The sequence below is a fragment of the Trichlorobacter lovleyi genome (assembly GCF_015239775.1).
GTDB classification, from domain to species: domain Bacteria; phylum Desulfobacterota; class Desulfuromonadia; order Geobacterales; family Pseudopelobacteraceae; genus Trichlorobacter; species Trichlorobacter lovleyi_B.
In genome coordinates this window covers 911,063-926,034 of record NZ_CP058409.1, presented here as the reverse complement: position 1 = coordinate 926,034, position 14,972 = coordinate 911,063, and the positions used below count along the sequence as shown (strand labels likewise).

The window sequence follows — 14,972 nt, the reverse complement described above, 5'->3', positions numbered from 1 at the left end:
ATAACTGTTTAACGGAAACAGGAGGAGCAGCATGTCATTCACCGGTCGCATAGTCTTGGGTAACGCCATTGTTGTGGTCATTGCCGTATTTGCTCTCACACTTTTGAACCGCACCGGTAGTGCGCTCAATGCCGTCATTCTGGGTCTGGTTCTGCTCAGCGGCTCATCACTGGTCCTTTGGCAACTCTGCCGCAAGGCTTTCGAGCCGTTGATGACGGTTACAACAGCACTGGAGAAGGCGGCAGCCGGAGATCTGTCGGTACGGGTCAAGGTGGATGGGGTCGGCGAGATCCATCGCCTGGGAACCGCCTTCAACACCATGATGCACGACATGAACAAGGCCATGCGGCAGTTTTTCTCGGTGGCCGACCTGGTCAGGGACTCTGTGCAGCTGGTACAGAATACCACCAATGCCATGGTCAATGCGGCCGAAGAGGTTGCCCTGCAGTCAAGCACCATTGCAACGGCCAGCGAAGAGATGTCGGCCACCTCAGCGGATATTGCCCGCAACTGCCTGTACGCCGCCGAGAATTCCCAGAAGGCAACCGAACAGACCACCAGCGGCGCGCAGATTGTTCGCAGCAGCGCCGATGTCATGGAAAACATTGCCCAGCGGGTGATGCAGTCATCGGAAACCGTACAGGGCCTGGGACAACGTTCCGATCAGATCGGCGCCATTGTCGGTACGATTGAGGATATTGCCGATCAGACCAACCTGCTGGCCCTGAACGCCGCCATTGAGGCGGCCCGGGCCGGTGAAATGGGACGGGGCTTCGCCGTGGTTGCCGACGAGGTGCGGGCCCTGGCAGAACGTACCACCCGGGCCACCAAAGAGATCGCCAGTATGATCAAGACCATTCAGTCCGAGACCCAATCGGCTGTCGGTTCCATGTACGAGGGGGTTGAGCAGGTAAAACGGGGTACGGAAGGAACCACCCGCTCCGGCGAGGCCCTGGAAGACATTCTGAACATGATCAACGAACTGGCCATGCAGATCAGCCAGGTGGCAACTGCCGCAGAAGAGCAGACCGCCACCACCAGCGAGATCACTAACAACATCCAGCTGATTACCGAGGTGGTCAACCGTAATGTGGAAAATGCCCGCAGTACCACCGACGCAACCACCAAGCTGGTCCAGCAGGTTGATGACCTGCACCAGCTGGTAGGCCACTTCAAGCTGGCCAGTGCCCTGGTCTGGGATGACAGTTTTGCCACCGGTGTCCACCGCTATGATGAGCAACACAAGGTCCTGTTCAGGATGGTCAACGACCTGCATGATGCTATGCAACAAAAGCGGACCAAAGAGGCGATTGGTGAAATCCTGCGCGGCCTGGCCGACTACACGGTCAATCACTTTGCTGACGAGGAAAAGGTCTTTGCCCAGACCCATTATCCGGACGAGGCCAACCACAAGTTGCTGCACAAGGCCCTGGTGGATCAGGTCGTCGCATTGATCGGCAAATTCCAGAGCGGTGAAACCGTCCTCTCGCAGGACGTGATCACCTTCCTGCAGAAGTGGCTGATTGACCACATCAAGGGACAGGACAAGAAATACGGTCCACACCTGACAAAGAATGGTATCAAATGATCGCAATCATTGACTATGGCATGGGCAACCTGCGCTCGGTTCAAAAAGGTTTTGAGCGGATAGGCTTTGCGGCGGAAGTAACCGCTGATCCGGCACGCATCCTTGCAGCAGAAAAAATCGTACTGCCGGGGGTAGGCGCCTTCCGGGACTGCATCCACAACCTGGAGCAGGGCGGTTTTGTCGAACCGATCCTGCAGGTGATTGCCGAAGGCCGCCCTTTTTTGGGGATCTGCCTGGGGCTACAGCTGCTTTTTACCGAAAGCGAAGAGTTTGGTTTGCACAAGGGGCTGGGTGTCATCCCCGGGCGGGTAGTCCGCTTCCCGGAGGGGATGAAGGAACAGGGCGAAAAACTGCCGGTTCCGCACATGGGCTGGAATCAGATCACCCTGAAGGCTGAGGCACCGTTGTTTAACGGCATTAGCGACGGCAGCAACGTCTATTTCGTACACTCCTACTACGTCAGGCCCGATGACCCGTCCGTAGTGGCGGCCACCTGCAGCTACGGCCTGGAATTCTGTGCCGCCATCCGCAAGGACAATGTCATGGCCACCCAGTTTCACCCGGAAAAATCGCAGGGAATCGGCCTGCAGATGCTGAAGAATTTTGCTGAGATAAAAGGCTAGTTATTGCCACAGAGTACACAGAGAGAAAAACAAAACCCTAAAATCTGGATTCTAACGGGTTAAAACCCAAACCCTATACCTTTAGATTTTACCTTTCTCTGAGACCTCTGTGTCCTCTGTGGCTACCTAGATTCGAAAGGTTTTTATGATCGTCATACCTGCCATAGACCTGAAAGAAGGTAACTGCGTCCGCCTGGAACAGGGCGAGATGAACCGCGACACCGTATTCTCCGACAACCCTGCCGAGCAGGCCCTGAAGTGGCAAGAGGCCGGTGCAGAGCTGCTGCATCTGGTGGATCTGGACGGTGCCTTTGCCGGCATCCCCAAAAACAAGGCTGCCATTGAAGCGATCATCAAGACGATCACCATCCCGGCCCAACTGGGTGGCGGCATCCGTGATATTGCCACCATTGAGGCCTACCTGTCACTGGGGCTGTCCCGGGTGATCATCGGCACCGCAGCGCAGCGCAACCCGGAGCTGGTGATCGAGGCCTGCCAGAAGTTTCCCGGCCGGATTGTGGTCGGCATCGATGCCAAAAACGGCATGGTGGCGGTGCAGGGCTGGGCTGAGCTGACCGACATCAGCGCCGTCGATCTGGCCAGAAAGTTTGAAGACTGCGGAGTGACAGCCATCATCTACACCGACATCAGCCGGGACGGCATGATGGGCGGCCCCAACCTTGAGGCAACCAAGGCACTGGCAGAGGCGATCTCGATCCCGGTGATCGCCTCCGGCGGGATCTCTTCACTGAAGGACATTGAAAACCTGATGGCCATTGAGGCCAGCGGCGTAACCGGCGCCATTACCGGCAAGGCGATCTATACCGGTGCGATCAACCTGCGTGAGGCGATTGACCTGACCAGACGGGGCTGCCAATGTTGACCCGCCGCATTATTCCCTGCCTGGATGTGACCGGCGGCCGGGTGGTCAAAGGGGTCCAGTTTCTTGAACTGCGTGATGCCGGTGATCCGGTGGAAATCGCCGAGGCCTATGACCTGCAAGGGGCCGATGAGTTGACCTTTCTGGATATCACCGCCTCATCAGACGGCCGCGACACCATGGTGGATGTGGTACGCCGCACCGCAGAGCGGGTCTTTATGCCGCTGACCGTTGGCGGCGGGATCCGGGCCGTGGAGGATATCCGCCGGATGCTGAACGCCGGGGCGGACAAGGTCTCGATCAATACCGCTGCGGTCAGCCGGCCCGAGTTTGTGCGGGAGGCAGCCGAACGGTTCGGCTCCCAGTGTACCGTCGTGGCGATTGATGCCCGCCAGGTACCGGGTGAACAACGCTGGGAGGTCTACACCCACGGCGGCCGCAAACCAACCGGCATTGACGTGGTGGAGTGGGCAACCCGGATGGAGTCCTACGGTGCCGGTGAGATCCTGCTGACCAGTATGGACCGTGACGGCACCAAGGACGGCTACGACCTTGCCCTGACCCGTGCCGTGGTCGATGCCGTTTCAATACCGGTGATCGCCTCAGGCGGGGTCGGCAACCTTGAACATCTCTATGACGGCTTCACCACTGCCGGGGCCTCAGCCTGCCTGGCAGCCTCAATCTTCCACTTCCGGCAGCATACCGTCCAGGAAGCCAAGCAGTATCTGCAGGGACGGGGCGTCCCGGTCAGGATGGCCTGACATGAACAGTAACCAGCACATTCTGGATGAACTTTATCAGGTGATCCTGTCCCGCAAAGGGGCCTCACCGGACAGTTCCTACACCGCCTCCCTGCTGCACAAAGGGGTGGACAAGATCCTCAAAAAGGTCGGGGAAGAAGCCACCGAAGTGGTGATTGCCGGTAAGGGTGGCAGCGACACCGAGCTGGTCTACGAGACCGCCGACCTGCTCTATCACAGCCTGGTGCTGCTGGCGGCCCGCGATATTCCGGCCGGTGCTGTCTGGTCTGAACTGCAACGCCGCTTTGGCACCTCCGGTATCGCTGAAAAGGCGGCCCGCAAGGAATAGTAAAACCGGAATCTCTTGCAAAACGTCATGAGGAAGGCCGGATATAGGGAGCACGGCGCGCAGCGACTGAGACATAACAGCCTGTTAGGCGAAGGTGCGAGTAGCGCGCAACGCAGTAGACGGCCTCCGCAGTAGTTTTGCATATTTATTCAGTTGACATCAGAGAATTTACTGCTAGTATACGAAGCTCACAAAAAAATACACCTAGGCATTGTTAACAGCAGCCGCTGTTTCCATACACGTATCTTACGACGGGGGGAGGGATAATGGATGCCAGGAGTACGAATTCGGGAAAACGAGCCATTTGATCTCGCTCTGAAGAAGTTCAAGAAGCAGTGCGAAAAGGCGGGGATCCTCTCTGAGGTCCGCAAGCGTGAGCACTATGAAAAGCCCAGCATCAAGCGCAAGAAGAAGGCGATTGCAGCACGCAAGCGCGCCCTGAAGAAACAGCGCAAGATGATGGACTAACGGCCATCGAAGCCGGATCCTCCCCTTCCTTCACCTCCATCAACGATCCGGTAGCAGTAACCACGGGGCTTTCGCAAGAAAGCCCCGTTGCTGTCTAATCCCTGCGGAACACACTATGAGCCTGCTCGACATCGCTATCCTGGCCGTGCTGGCACTGGGCGCCCTGAGAGGGCTGCTACGCGGTCTGATCAAAGAAGCGGCAGCCCTGACGGCCCTGCTGTTAGGCGGCTGGCTGGCCTTCCGCTATCACGAAAAGGCGGCCGAACTGCTGCATGGCATGCTGCCGCCGGTGGCGGCCCGGATGGTCGCATTTGTGCTGCTGCTGATTCTGGTGGGACTGGCAGCTCACCTGCTGGGAAATCTCTTGACCAGTCTGGTCAGGCTGGCCCTGCTGGGCTGGGTAAACCGCCTCGGCGGAATGGTGCTGGGCTGCCTCGAAGGGGCATTGGTGCTGGGAATGTTTTTTTACGCGGTCGTTGCCGTACCCTTTTCCTTCCCGTTCAAGGAAACCGTTCAAAAACACCCCTTTGCCCATCCATTGGCAAACTTTGGCGGCTCAGCGCTTGATCGGGCCAAAACGCTACGGCAGCAGTCACCATGAACCGCAATGACACCGTCAGAGAGGTTGCAGAGCGACTCTCCATAGCCGAGATTATCGGCGAATATGTTTCATTGAAACGCAGCGGCTCCAATTTTCTGGGGCTTTGTCCGTTTCATGGCGAGAAGACCCCGTCCTTCAACGTCAATCCGGCCAGAGAGATCTTCCACTGTTTCGGCTGCGGTGCCGGCGGAGACATCTTCTCCTTTGTGATGAAGATTGAGGGGATCAGCTTCCCGGAGGCCTTGCGCAAGCTGGCAGCGCGAGCCGGTGTGGCAATTGAAGATCGTCCTTTGACCGACGCCGAAAAGCAGCTCAAGACGGAACGCGATCAGCAGCGTGCCATCATGCTCCTGACGGCACAACATTACCGCGAGACCCTGACCCGCCAACCGGAAGGGGCAGTGGCACGCAGTTATCTGCAGGAACGGGAAGTGGACCCGGAAACCGCGGCAGCCTATGGGCTGGGATACGCCCCGGAACGGCGCGACACCCTGATCCAGCTCCTGCGGGCCAAGGGGCTGCCACTTGAACAGGCAGAACAGCTGGGGATCATCCGCAAGGGAGACCGGGGCTGGTATGACCTGCTGCACCATCGCCTGATCTTTCCGATCCGCGACAAGCAGGGACAACCGATCGGCTTTGCCGGCAGGGTACTGGACAACAGCCTGCCCAAGTACATCAACTCGCCGGAATCGCCGCTGTATCGCAAGAGCAGTGTCCTGTTCGGGGTTGACCTGGCCCTGCGGGATATCAGACAGAGCGGCACCGCCATTATCGTAGAAGGCTATTTCGACCACCTGGCCCTGTACCGGGCCGGGATACGCAATGCCCTGGCCACCTGCGGCACGGCGCTGACCGACGGACATATCAGCCTGCTGAAGAAACATGCCCAGCGGGTCTGCCTGCTGTTTGACGGTGATAACGCCGGGCGCAAGGCCACGGTACGGGCCATGGAACTCTGCCTTGAACAGGCGCTGCCGGTCTACGTGATCAATCTGCCCCAGGGCGAGGATCCCGACAGCCTGTTGCAGAAGCATGGCGTCGAGGCGTTCAACCAGCGGGTTGCAGCGGCAAAACCGGCCTTTGAACAATTTTTGCACTGGCTGCTGGCCAAGACACCGGCAGACAGCATTGACCAGCGGGTACGGTTGATGGATGAGATCATCCCCCGCTTCCAGCGCATCAAGGACCCGGTGGAAAAGGATCTGTACCAGAAAGAGATCTGCCGGCTGCTGGGGGTCGATCTCCAGGCCTTCCGGCGCCGCCTGGCGGGACAGCGTGATCAGCAGCAACCAGCGGCACAACGCCAGACCGCAACAAAACCGGTCGCAGAGACTATCGCACGGGACAGTACCCAGGAAACCATGCTGGGCCTGCTGGCAGCCTATCCCGAAGCCCGCCAGGAGATCAGGACGCTTGATCTGCAGCAGCTGTTTGACCAGCAGCACCTGCCCCTGGCCCAGGCGATCCTGGCGGCAGGTGAAGGAGAGCATGACGGTCCGCTCTGGCCGGAGGTGCTGGCACGGCTTGAGCAGGAACAACAGAAGGAGCTGGTGGCACGGCTGCTGATCCAGGATCAGCACCTGGCCGGTATCGACTGGCGCGCTGCCCTGCGGCAGTGCCTGAAACGCCAAAAACAGGGTGAGACCCGTGGTCTGAAACAGATTGCCCTCAGGCTGGCCACCCTGCCGGAAGATAGTGAAGAGTATCAAGAACTGTTAAAAACAGCCGATCAGTTGCGTAATCAAAAATCGGCGTTATAAGTAACCAGACTCGCATTTCATAAAGGTACCCACCCACATGGCTAAGAAAAATATTGATGAAGTCAAGCAGTTGATTGATATCGGCAAGGAAAAGGGGTTTCTGACCTTTGACGAGGTAAACGACATTCTCCCGCCGGACATCGCAACCGAGCAGATCGATGACGTGATGGGGATGTTCGGGGACATGGATATCGAGATCGTTGACTCGGCCCAGAAGGTCAAGATTCCCAAGATCAAGATCGATCTGGAAGAAGGGGAAGAAGAGGCCGAAGGCGAGGCTGAAGAGGTCGAGTTTGAGCCGGGTGCCATCGGCCGGACCAGTGACCCGGTCCGGATGTACCTGCGTGAAATGGGTTCGGTCTCCCTGCTGACCCGCGAGGGCGAGGTTGAGATTGCCAAGCGGATTGAAGACGGTGACCGGGAAGTGGCCGGCATCATCCTCAACACCCCGATTACGGTCAAGGAAGTGCTGGCGCTGGGCGAAAAACTGCGCAAGTTCCAGATCACCCCTTCCGAGATCAGCAAGGACATTGAAGAGGATGCCGATGTTGATATCGAAGAAGGGGAAGAGGATATCCAGCAGATCCGCCTGCTGGAGACGATTGACGCCATTGCCGCCAGTGAGCAGGAGATCAACGAACTGCTGACCGCGCTGGACTCAGCCAAGGCAGCTGCCAAGAAAAAGGAGCTGGAAAAGAGCCTGAAGGAGGCCAAGGAGCATCTGGCGGAACTGCTGCGTTCGCTGCGGATGAAGGACCGCCATATCACCAGGGTCGCCGACCGTCTGAAGGAACTCTCCTCCAAGGTCAACCGGGTCAAGAATGAGCTGGCCGAAGTCCACAACATCATACCACCGGACAAACTGGCAGAACTGCTGGAAAAGTTCCGGCTTGACGAGACCAAGGGGATGGCAGCCCTCAAACCGCTCAAACTAAGTGAAGAGGACTTCCTGAAGGTTGAGAAACGCCTCAAGAATGCCGCCCGTAAGCTGACCAAGGTGGAGCAGGAGTCGGGTTTCAAGGCAAGTGAACTTTCCAAGGCGATCCGGGCGATCCGCGAAGGTGAACACAAGGCGCGCATCGCCAAGTCAGAGCTGATTGAAGCCAACCTGCGCCTGGTGGTCTCGATTGCCAAGAAATACACCAACCGCGGTCTGCAGTTCCTCGACCTGATCCAGGAAGGCAACATCGGCCTGATGAAGGCGGTGGACAAGTTTGAGTATCAACGCGGCTACAAATTCTCCACCTACGCCACCTGGTGGATCCGTCAGGCCATCACCCGCGCCATTGCCGATCAGGCCCGTACCATCCGGATTCCGGTCCATATGATCGAGACCATCAACAAGCTAATCCGCACCAGCCGTCAGCTGGTCCAGGAAAACGGCCGCGAACCGTCGCCGGAAGAGATTGCCGACCGGATGCAGCTGCCGCTGGACAAGGTGCGCAAGGTTTTGAAGATCGCCAAGGAACCGATCTCGCTGGAAACCCCGATCGGTGAAGAAGAGGATTCACACCTGGGGGATTTCATCGAGGACAAGGGAGTTGTCAACCCCCTTGAGGCGGTGATCAAGGCCAACCTTTCCGAGCAGACCTCCCGCGTGCTTTCCACCCTGACACCCCGGGAGGAAAAGGTGCTGCGGATGCGCTTCGGCATCGGCGAAAAGAGTGACCACACCCTGGAGGAAGTGGGCCAGGACTTCGAGGTGACCCGGGAACGGATCCGCCAGATCGAAGCCAAGGCACTGCGTAAACTGCGCCACCCCAGCCGCAGTAAAAAACTGAAAAGCTTCGTAGAGTAACCAGATGAGATACTCCTTCAGCCACTGTCAGCCGCTCCGTTTTCTCGTTTGCCTGTTCCTGCTGTTCTGCCTGCTGGCGCCGGCACCGCTCAAGGCCGAGATCGATGATTCGTCGCTCTTCATGGAGGCGTTCACCGCCTTCCAGGGCAAGGATTACCTTCACAGCATTGACAAGCTGCATCAGATGGATCAGCTGTTCCCCGACTCCCCCCTACGGGATGTCTCGCTGCTGATGCTGGCCCGTGCGCAGTATCGCTCCGGCGACAACGACAGCGCGGCCCAGACGCTCCTCAAGTTCAACAAGGAATTTGGCAGCGGACCGCTGGCTGACTCAATTGAGGCAGATCTTTCCGCGCTGTCCAAGCGCCGCCAGGCCGGTGAAAAACTGCCCCCCAACAAGCAGCTGCGGGCTGCAGCCCAGAAGGTCCGTAACGAGCAACTGGCCCTGGAGCGTGCCGCAGCCCTGAAGGCTGAACAGGCACGCCTGGCACAGGAGCGGGCTGAGCGGGAGCGGATTGCACGGGAAAAGGCAGAGGCTGACCGTAAAGAGCGTGAACGTCTGGCTGCCCTCAAGGCGGCCCGGGAGGCTGTCAAGTTTGAGCTTGAATCCCCGGCTGCACCGGTGCAGGAGGTTGGCAGCGCTGCGCTGGTGGCATTCCAGCTGATCAATCACGGCAAGGATGCCGAGGAGTTCTCGCTTGAGGCCCTGCTGCCCTCCGGCGTGGAGGGGATGATCACCCAGGCCGCTGACCGCACCCAGCCGGTCCAGAAGATTACCCTGCAGCCACGTCAGCGGGCCGAGTTGCTGATCGCCTTCAAGATGCCCAGCGACCGTGTGGATGGTTCACGGATTACCGCCACGGCCAAGGCCACCTCAACCAAATTCAACGACATCAGCAGATCAAAAGAGCTGACCATCACCGCTGCAGCGCCGCTCTTGCGTGCCGTATCCCGCCTGCAGCAGACAGCCTTTGTAGCAGGAGAGGCTGCCAGCTACAAGGTAACCCTGCTTAACGTGGGCTCCAAGGCGGCAAAAGAGATCGACCTGCGGATCAGCCTGCCCCAGCAGCTGAAGCTGACCGATGCCGGCGGCAATGGCTGCTGGATCGAGAATGAGCAACTGGCAGCCTGCAGAATTGACGCCGTGGCGTCGGGCAGCCTGACCGAGCGCAGCCTGAAGGTGATGGTGCGCGCAGATGCGGCCGGCAAGACCGCCAAGGGTGCCGTAGAGGTGCTGCAGACCGCCCTGCAGGTCAAGGAGAGCTTCCCCGGCGCAGCCTTTACGGTAAAGGCAAAACAGCCCTAACAGCTAAATACGCACCCAACCCCTCCCGGCCTCCCCTTGTCAGGGGAGGGGCAAACCGAAAGACTTCCCCCATGACAAGGGGGGACTGAGAGGGTTAAGTTTTTGTACCACCTTTACCAAACTGCTGTAGGTAACAAAAGGCCCCTGACCAGTGATGATCAGGGGCCTTTCTATATTCCGCTAATAAGAGTTATCCGATTCCAGTTCAAGGATGATATCAAGGCGGCGAGGAGTTCGACGACGCAGGCGTACACGCAGTACGCTGAGGAGTCGAAGACGAGCCAACGAAGAGAGCGCCTTGAAATGGAATCGGAATAGCCTCAGCTATGGGTTGCCAGCACCAGATTATCCCGATGCACCACATCATCACCGTAGCGGTAGCCCAGCAGCTGTTCAATTTCAGCAGATTTATGACCTGCAATCAGCTGAATCTCACTACTGGAATAATCCGCCAATCCTCTGGCTATTTCACTCCCGTCCGGGCCGCAGATCCGCACACATCTGCCCCGCTCAAAACGGCCTTCCACACCGGTGATACCGGATGGCAGCAGACTGGTCCCCTTGTCAACCAGCGCCTTCTGCGCCCCGGCATCCACCAGCACCTTGCCTGCCGGACGCAGGGTATAGGCGATCCAGTGTTTGCGGCGGTTGAGACCGTCAGTGGCAGGCAGAAACAGGGTACCGATCTCCTGACCGCTGACCGCAGCAGTGATCACCCCCGGCTGTTTGCCCGGCGCCAGGATGGTCGGCACCCCGAAGCGGGCCGCCTTTTTGGCAGCCGTCACCTTGGTGGCCATACCGCCGGTGCCGACACTGGAAGCGCTGCCGCCGGCCATCCGCTCGATCTCGCGGGTGATGCTGCGTACCAGCGGGATCAGTTCTGCAGCCGGATCACTGGCGGGGTTGGCGCTGTAGAGCCCTTCAATGTCGGTCAGGATCAGCAGTAGGTCGGCCTCGGCCAGACTGGTCACCAGGGCGGAAAGGTTGTCGTTGTCGCCGAACTTGATCTCAGCCACCGCCACGGAATCGTTCTCATTGATTACCGGCAGGGCACCGGCAGCCAGCAGCGCCTCAAGGGTGGTACGGGCATTCAGGAAACGGTTACGGTTGGCCAGGTCTTCGGCCGTCAGCAGGATCTGGGCGGTCACCAGCCCATGACCGGTACAGGCCTGCTGGTAGGCCTGCATCAGAAGCGGTTGCCCCACCGCAGCAGCAGCCTGCTTCTGCGGTATGGTCAGGGTCGTATCAGCGGAACGCAGGGCATCACGCCCGGCAGCCACGGCACCGGATGAGACCAGAATCACCTCGATCCCCTGTTGACGCAGACCGGCCATCTCGTCACACAGCCGGGTAATGGCATCATAATCAAGCCCGCCCCCCTCAACGGTCAGGACCCGGCTACCCACCTTGATCACCACCCTGCGGACCTGTTGTAGCAACCCCTTACGCATCACCACTCCTCCCTGGGAGCAGACCAGAGACGTTCAGCAATGGCATCCAGCAGCGCCTCCACCCCTTCACCGGTCATGGATGAGATCGGATAGACCGGGATCTTGCGCTGCTGAAACCAGGCCTGTGCCTCGGCCAGATGCTCCTGGGCCGCAGGCAGATCCATCTTGGTCAGGCCCACAATCTGAGCCTTCTGCCCCAACTCTTCGCTGAACATGGCCAGCTCACGGTTGATCGCCTCAAAGGCGGCATAGGGATCGCTCTCCGGCAGGCCGGAGATATCCACCAGATGCACCAGGATACCGGAACGTTCCAGGTGTTTCAGAAAGCGGTGCCCCAGACCGGCACCTTCATGGGCCCCCTCGATAATGCCGGGGATATCGGCCATCACAAAGGAACGATAGTTCTTGTAGCCCACCACCCCCAACGAAGGGGCCAGGGTGGTAAAGGGGTAATCGGCAATCTTGGGACGGGCCGCCGAAACCTTGGTGATCAGCGACGACTTGCCGGCATTGGGCAGCCCCAGCAGCCCCACATCGGCCATCAGCTTCAGCTCCAGCCGCAGCTTGCGTTCTTCACCCTCTTCACCCGGCTGGGCAAACTTGGGGGCCTTGTTGGTGGCAGTGGCAAAACGGGCATTGCCCTGGCCGCCCCGCCCGCCTTTCAGCAGGATGATCCGCTGACCGTCCTCGGTCAGGTCGGCCAGCACCTCACCGGTCTCGAAATCCTTGATCAGGGTCCCCACCGGCACCTTGACCACCAGATCCTCACCGGCTGCGCCGTGACGGTCCTTGCCCATGCCGTGCCTGCCCCGCTCTGCCTTCTGGTGCTGTTTATGCCGCAGTTCCAGCAGGGTTGAAAGCGCCTTGGTGGCCTCAAAGATCAGATCGCCACCCCGGCCGCCGTCACCACCGTTGGGGCCGCCAAAGGGGATGAACTTCTCCCGCCGGAACGAGACGCAGCCGGCCCCGCCGTGGCCGGAGGCACAGTGCAGGGTTACCTCATCAATAAACTTCATGCCTGCTCCCCTTCCAGCCAGCTTGCAATCTCCTGCAATCTGGTCTGCCAGCCATCACCCAGGCGCTGCTGTAGAAACTGCAGCAACAGGCTGTCAAACATCTGCAGCCCTGCCTCCAGCAGGTACATCCGCTCGTAAAAGGCGGATTCACGCTCCGAAAGATCCTCCACCCCTTCCCGTTCCACCTTGACCGGCGGACACTTGAAGGAACTGAAGGTAAACAGCTCGGCATTCAACGCAAAACGCCACTCCAGCTCATCCTTTTCAAGGTGGATCACCGCACTGCTGATCGCCTTACCGGTGGTAAGCGCGGAACGGGCCTCCAGATACTTGTCCTGCGAGCCGGACACCGCCACCTTCTGCGGCCCGCCTTCGCCGCCCCCCTGCAGCTGGATCTTGTCATCGATCCAGGCCGAAAACGGGGTGCCGCTATCAAACTGCCCCTTGGTGCAGACCTTGAACCCTTCCCCCTCCAGACCGCCATGCAGCAGCCAGAGCAGGAACTCCTCCCCCAGCCAGCGGTTGCTCTGGATCTCATCCAGGGCAGCATCGGAACCGGCCTGATTCAGGGCAGCCAACTTCTCCTGACCAGCCTCGTCAAGCAACGCCTTGGCCCGGCTATAGGGGTAGATCACCTGCACCCGCAGGTTCTCAAAGCTCTTGCCGAACAGTTCCTCAAAGCGCTCCATCACCTTGCCTGATGACGAAAACAGGGTCAGCAGGCCGTTATCCATATGCCAGGACAGGTCTACGGTAGAGGGGGCCGGCAGGGCGCGGGTCAAAAGCGCCAGCTTGGTCCGGTCGGCAATCTCCTCCCGCTCACGCTTGGGCGGACGCTTCAGTTCAGGCCGTTTGGCCAGGTAATCAGCCTCAGCCCTGCCGATGTGGGACTTCAGCAGGGCAGAAGGAATCCGGCGCTGGTCACGGCGGTAGCTGAAAAACAGGTAGCGGTCGCGCCAGAACTCGCCCGGCGCCACAAAGGCAGGATCATCGGTGGCATCGGTACAAGTCCAGCCCTCGGTCTGCTCTTCAGCAGACTGCTCAATGGATTTGAAGATCCGTCCCTGCAGCGCAGCGGACAGCCATTCAAAGCGCTCCTGCTGCTGGGGCAGTTCTCCGTTCACGCGGTACTGGGCAAAACTGACGGTATTTGAATAGACTCCCATGGTAGTAAACGATTCCTTTCAGGTTGCAGCAGGTGCTGCTTCAGCATATCCGACCGGGCAACTCCAGGCGGTTTTTGGGATCGATATCTATAGCATGATTTGCGGCAGATTGGTATGGCCCAGTAACTTTTGGAGGTATACGCAGTGGGACGGGACTGCAGCAGCATGGCTACTTAAATCGATTGCAGCAATTGATAAATACAGATGCTGCGCTATACTTTGGCAAACAATACTGCGGAGGTGCCTGCAAAGCGGCAGCGCAGGTGGATTAGTACGGGGAAACCGGTCTGTTCTGCATATTCTCAATGTCACCCAAGAGATGGTAAGCATCTTATATAGGAAACCAACATTGTTTCCCATATAAGAAACAAGCATCCTATATAGGAGACAAGTTTCCTATATAGGGAAACCGTAGAATAACTAGTTGAACAAGGAGAATAATGATGAGTTATTATATGCGCCAAGGGTATGCGCTGGTTGCAACTGATAAGAATGAAACTGGTCATTATTTTGGTGGTATGTCTTATCATTCAGGAGCAGAGTGCCCGATATGCAAAATACCACTAATCCTCCTGGCAGATTTGGATTGCTCACAAATCCGCAACCATGAAGAATCTAAACTATTCCGCTCACTCGACCGTCTGCCATTCTACTATTGCTGGCAGTGCTGTGCAGAACAACTAACCTACATCGTCACAGATTCCAATAACATCAAAGTTCTGAGAAATAATGGAGAGAAGCAAGGGAATGATTTCCCTTACGAAAATTTCCCGCTCAATTTCCCTAAAAGGCCTGTTTCATTGGTTCCCGTTGAATATGACGTTGCCAAGCTATTGGCTGTGTACCAAGAAGTCGATGAGTATTGGTTATCGGATGAAGACCTTGAAAAAATTCAAAGAAGCATTGCCCCACTCCGGCATCCAGATTTTTCAAAGAACGACGTAAATAGACATCAACTTGGTGGACTACCGAGACTTATTCAAGGACATGAACGAGTTGGTTGCCCGAATGAAAAATGTAAGAGCCATAAATCGTTCAAAGAAGGGTATGCAACCCAGATGTTGGAGCTTGCTGTATTTTGTAATGACCCGCACTCAGGACTACCAATGGTGGAATCAGTTGATTCTTTGGAAGACCCAACATGCTGGAATGAGTGGGTTCAAGTCGTTTATTGGGTTTGCGAGGAATGTTTAGCAATCGCTGCGTCAAATAGGTGCGACTAG

The 14,972-nt window shown here is 57.9% G+C and carries 14 protein-coding genes; 11 read left to right on the top strand and 3 right to left on the bottom strand.

Annotated elements, in window-relative coordinates; translation table 11 throughout:
- Positions 1–31 precede the first annotated feature (31 nt).
- The 10 genes from FY034_RS04180 (at position 32) to bamD (ending at position 10,116) form a co-directional block, all read left to right on the top strand.
- Positions 32–1,588 (top strand): bacteriohemerythrin, encoded by a 1,557-nt coding sequence (locus FY034_RS04180; RefSeq protein WP_265553968.1) that lies wholly within the window; start codon positions 32–34, stop codon positions 1,586–1,588.
- On the top strand, positions 1,585–2,211 hold the full coding sequence (gene hisH, locus FY034_RS04175) for an imidazole glycerol phosphate synthase subunit HisH (RefSeq protein ID WP_265553967.1): 627 nt from the start codon (positions 1,585–1,587) through the stop codon (positions 2,209–2,211). The genes FY034_RS04180 and hisH overlap by 4 nt, the downstream gene beginning before the upstream one ends.
- 145 nt (positions 2,212–2,356) lie before the next feature.
- The gene (gene hisA / locus FY034_RS04170; RefSeq protein ID WP_265553966.1) at positions 2,357–3,094 is read left to right on the top strand and encodes a 1-(5-phosphoribosyl)-5-[(5-phosphoribosylamino)methylideneamino]imidazole-4-carboxamide isomerase; all 738 of its coding nucleotides are present in this window, start codon (positions 2,357–2,359) and stop codon (positions 3,092–3,094) included.
- Positions 3,088–3,852, top strand: coding sequence for an imidazole glycerol phosphate synthase subunit HisF (gene hisF / locus FY034_RS04165; RefSeq protein ID WP_265553965.1), 765 nt, complete (start codon positions 3,088–3,090; stop codon positions 3,850–3,852). Before hisA ends, hisF begins: the two co-directional genes overlap by 7 nt.
- Before the next feature lies 1 nt (position 3,853).
- A complete protein-coding gene (locus FY034_RS04160) occupies positions 3,854–4,180 on the top strand; it encodes a phosphoribosyl-ATP diphosphatase (RefSeq protein WP_265553964.1) in 327 nt (108 codons plus the stop codon).
- A gap of 270 nt (positions 4,181–4,450) precedes the next feature.
- Positions 4,451–4,648 (top strand): 30S ribosomal protein S21, encoded by a 198-nt coding sequence (gene rpsU / locus FY034_RS04155; RefSeq protein ID WP_012469089.1) that lies wholly within the window; start codon positions 4,451–4,453, stop codon positions 4,646–4,648.
- A 115-nt stretch (positions 4,649–4,763) separates the two neighbouring features.
- Positions 4,764–5,249 (top strand): CvpA family protein, encoded by a 486-nt coding sequence (locus FY034_RS04150; protein WP_265553963.1) that lies wholly within the window; start codon positions 4,764–4,766, stop codon positions 5,247–5,249.
- Positions 5,246–7,012: a DNA primase gene (dnaG, locus tag FY034_RS04145; protein WP_265553962.1), complete on the top strand. Its 1,767-nt coding sequence runs from the start codon at positions 5,246–5,248 to the stop codon at positions 7,010–7,012. Before FY034_RS04150 ends, dnaG begins: the two co-directional genes overlap by 4 nt.
- Before the next feature lie 37 nt (positions 7,013–7,049).
- Positions 7,050–8,810: an RNA polymerase sigma factor RpoD gene (gene rpoD / locus FY034_RS04140; protein WP_265553961.1), complete on the top strand. Its 1,761-nt coding sequence runs from the start codon at positions 7,050–7,052 to the stop codon at positions 8,808–8,810.
- A gap of 4 nt (positions 8,811–8,814) precedes the next feature.
- Positions 8,815–10,116 carry an outer membrane protein assembly factor BamD gene (gene bamD, locus FY034_RS04135; protein ID WP_265553960.1) on the top strand — a complete coding sequence of 434 codons (1,302 nt, stop codon included), beginning with the start codon at positions 8,815–8,817 and terminating at the stop codon, positions 10,114–10,116.
- A 320-nt stretch (positions 10,117–10,436) separates the two neighbouring features.
- On the opposite strand, the gene proB is transcribed toward bamD, so the two are convergent.
- Genes proB through rdgC form a run of 3 tightly spaced genes read right to left on the bottom strand, consistent with a single transcriptional unit; the run spans position 10,437 to position 13,749 of the window.
- Positions 10,437–11,567 (bottom strand): glutamate 5-kinase, encoded by a 1,131-nt coding sequence (proB, locus tag FY034_RS04130; RefSeq protein WP_265553959.1) that lies wholly within the window; start codon positions 11,565–11,567, stop codon positions 10,437–10,439.
- A complete protein-coding gene (gene obgE / locus FY034_RS04125; RefSeq protein WP_265553958.1) occupies positions 11,567–12,583 on the bottom strand; it encodes a GTPase ObgE in 1,017 nt (338 codons plus the stop codon). Before obgE ends, proB begins: the two co-directional genes overlap by 1 nt.
- Complete coding sequence (gene rdgC / locus FY034_RS04120; protein WP_265553957.1) at positions 12,580–13,749, bottom strand: recombination-associated protein RdgC; 1,170 nt, start codon at positions 13,747–13,749, stop codon at positions 12,580–12,582. Before rdgC ends, obgE begins: the two co-directional genes overlap by 4 nt.
- Positions 13,750–14,192: 443 nt before the next feature.
- Here rdgC and FY034_RS04115 point away from each other — a divergent pair, with 443 nt between their 5' ends.
- On the top strand, positions 14,193–14,972 hold the full coding sequence (locus FY034_RS04115; protein ID WP_265553955.1) for a hypothetical protein: 780 nt from the start codon (positions 14,193–14,195) through the stop codon (positions 14,970–14,972).

Excerpts from the sequence above, each read along its gene's own strand:
- FY034_RS04180 (WP_265553968.1), top strand. The coding sequence starts at position 32 with ATGTCATTCACCGGTCGCATAGTCTTGGGTAACGCCATTGTTGTGGTC.
- hisH (WP_265553967.1), top strand. The coding sequence starts at position 1,585 with ATGATCGCAATCATTGACTATGGCATGGGCAACCTGCGCTCGGTTCAA.
- hisA (WP_265553966.1), top strand. The coding sequence starts at position 2,357 with ATGATCGTCATACCTGCCATAGACCTGAAAGAAGGTAACTGCGTCCGC.
- hisF (WP_265553965.1), top strand. The coding sequence starts at position 3,088 with ATGTTGACCCGCCGCATTATTCCCTGCCTGGATGTGACCGGCGGCCGG.
- FY034_RS04160 (WP_265553964.1), top strand. The coding sequence starts at position 3,854 with ATGAACAGTAACCAGCACATTCTGGATGAACTTTATCAGGTGATCCTG.
- rpsU (WP_012469089.1), top strand. The coding sequence starts at position 4,451 with ATGCCAGGAGTACGAATTCGGGAAAACGAGCCATTTGATCTCGCTCTG.
- FY034_RS04150 (WP_265553963.1), top strand. The coding sequence starts at position 4,764 with ATGAGCCTGCTCGACATCGCTATCCTGGCCGTGCTGGCACTGGGCGCC.
- dnaG (WP_265553962.1), top strand. The coding sequence starts at position 5,246 with ATGAACCGCAATGACACCGTCAGAGAGGTTGCAGAGCGACTCTCCATA.
- rpoD (WP_265553961.1), top strand. The coding sequence starts at position 7,050 with ATGGCTAAGAAAAATATTGATGAAGTCAAGCAGTTGATTGATATCGGC.
- bamD (WP_265553960.1), top strand. The coding sequence starts at position 8,815 with ATGAGATACTCCTTCAGCCACTGTCAGCCGCTCCGTTTTCTCGTTTGC.
- proB (WP_265553959.1), bottom strand. The coding sequence starts at position 11,567 with ATGCGTAAGGGGTTGCTACAACAGGTCCGCAGGGTGGTGATCAAGGTG.
- obgE (WP_265553958.1), bottom strand. The coding sequence starts at position 12,583 with ATGAAGTTTATTGATGAGGTAACCCTGCACTGTGCCTCCGGCCACGGC.
- rdgC (WP_265553957.1), bottom strand. The coding sequence starts at position 13,749 with ATGGGAGTCTATTCAAATACCGTCAGTTTTGCCCAGTACCGCGTGAAC.
- FY034_RS04115 (WP_265553955.1), top strand. The coding sequence starts at position 14,193 with ATGAGTTATTATATGCGCCAAGGGTATGCGCTGGTTGCAACTGATAAG.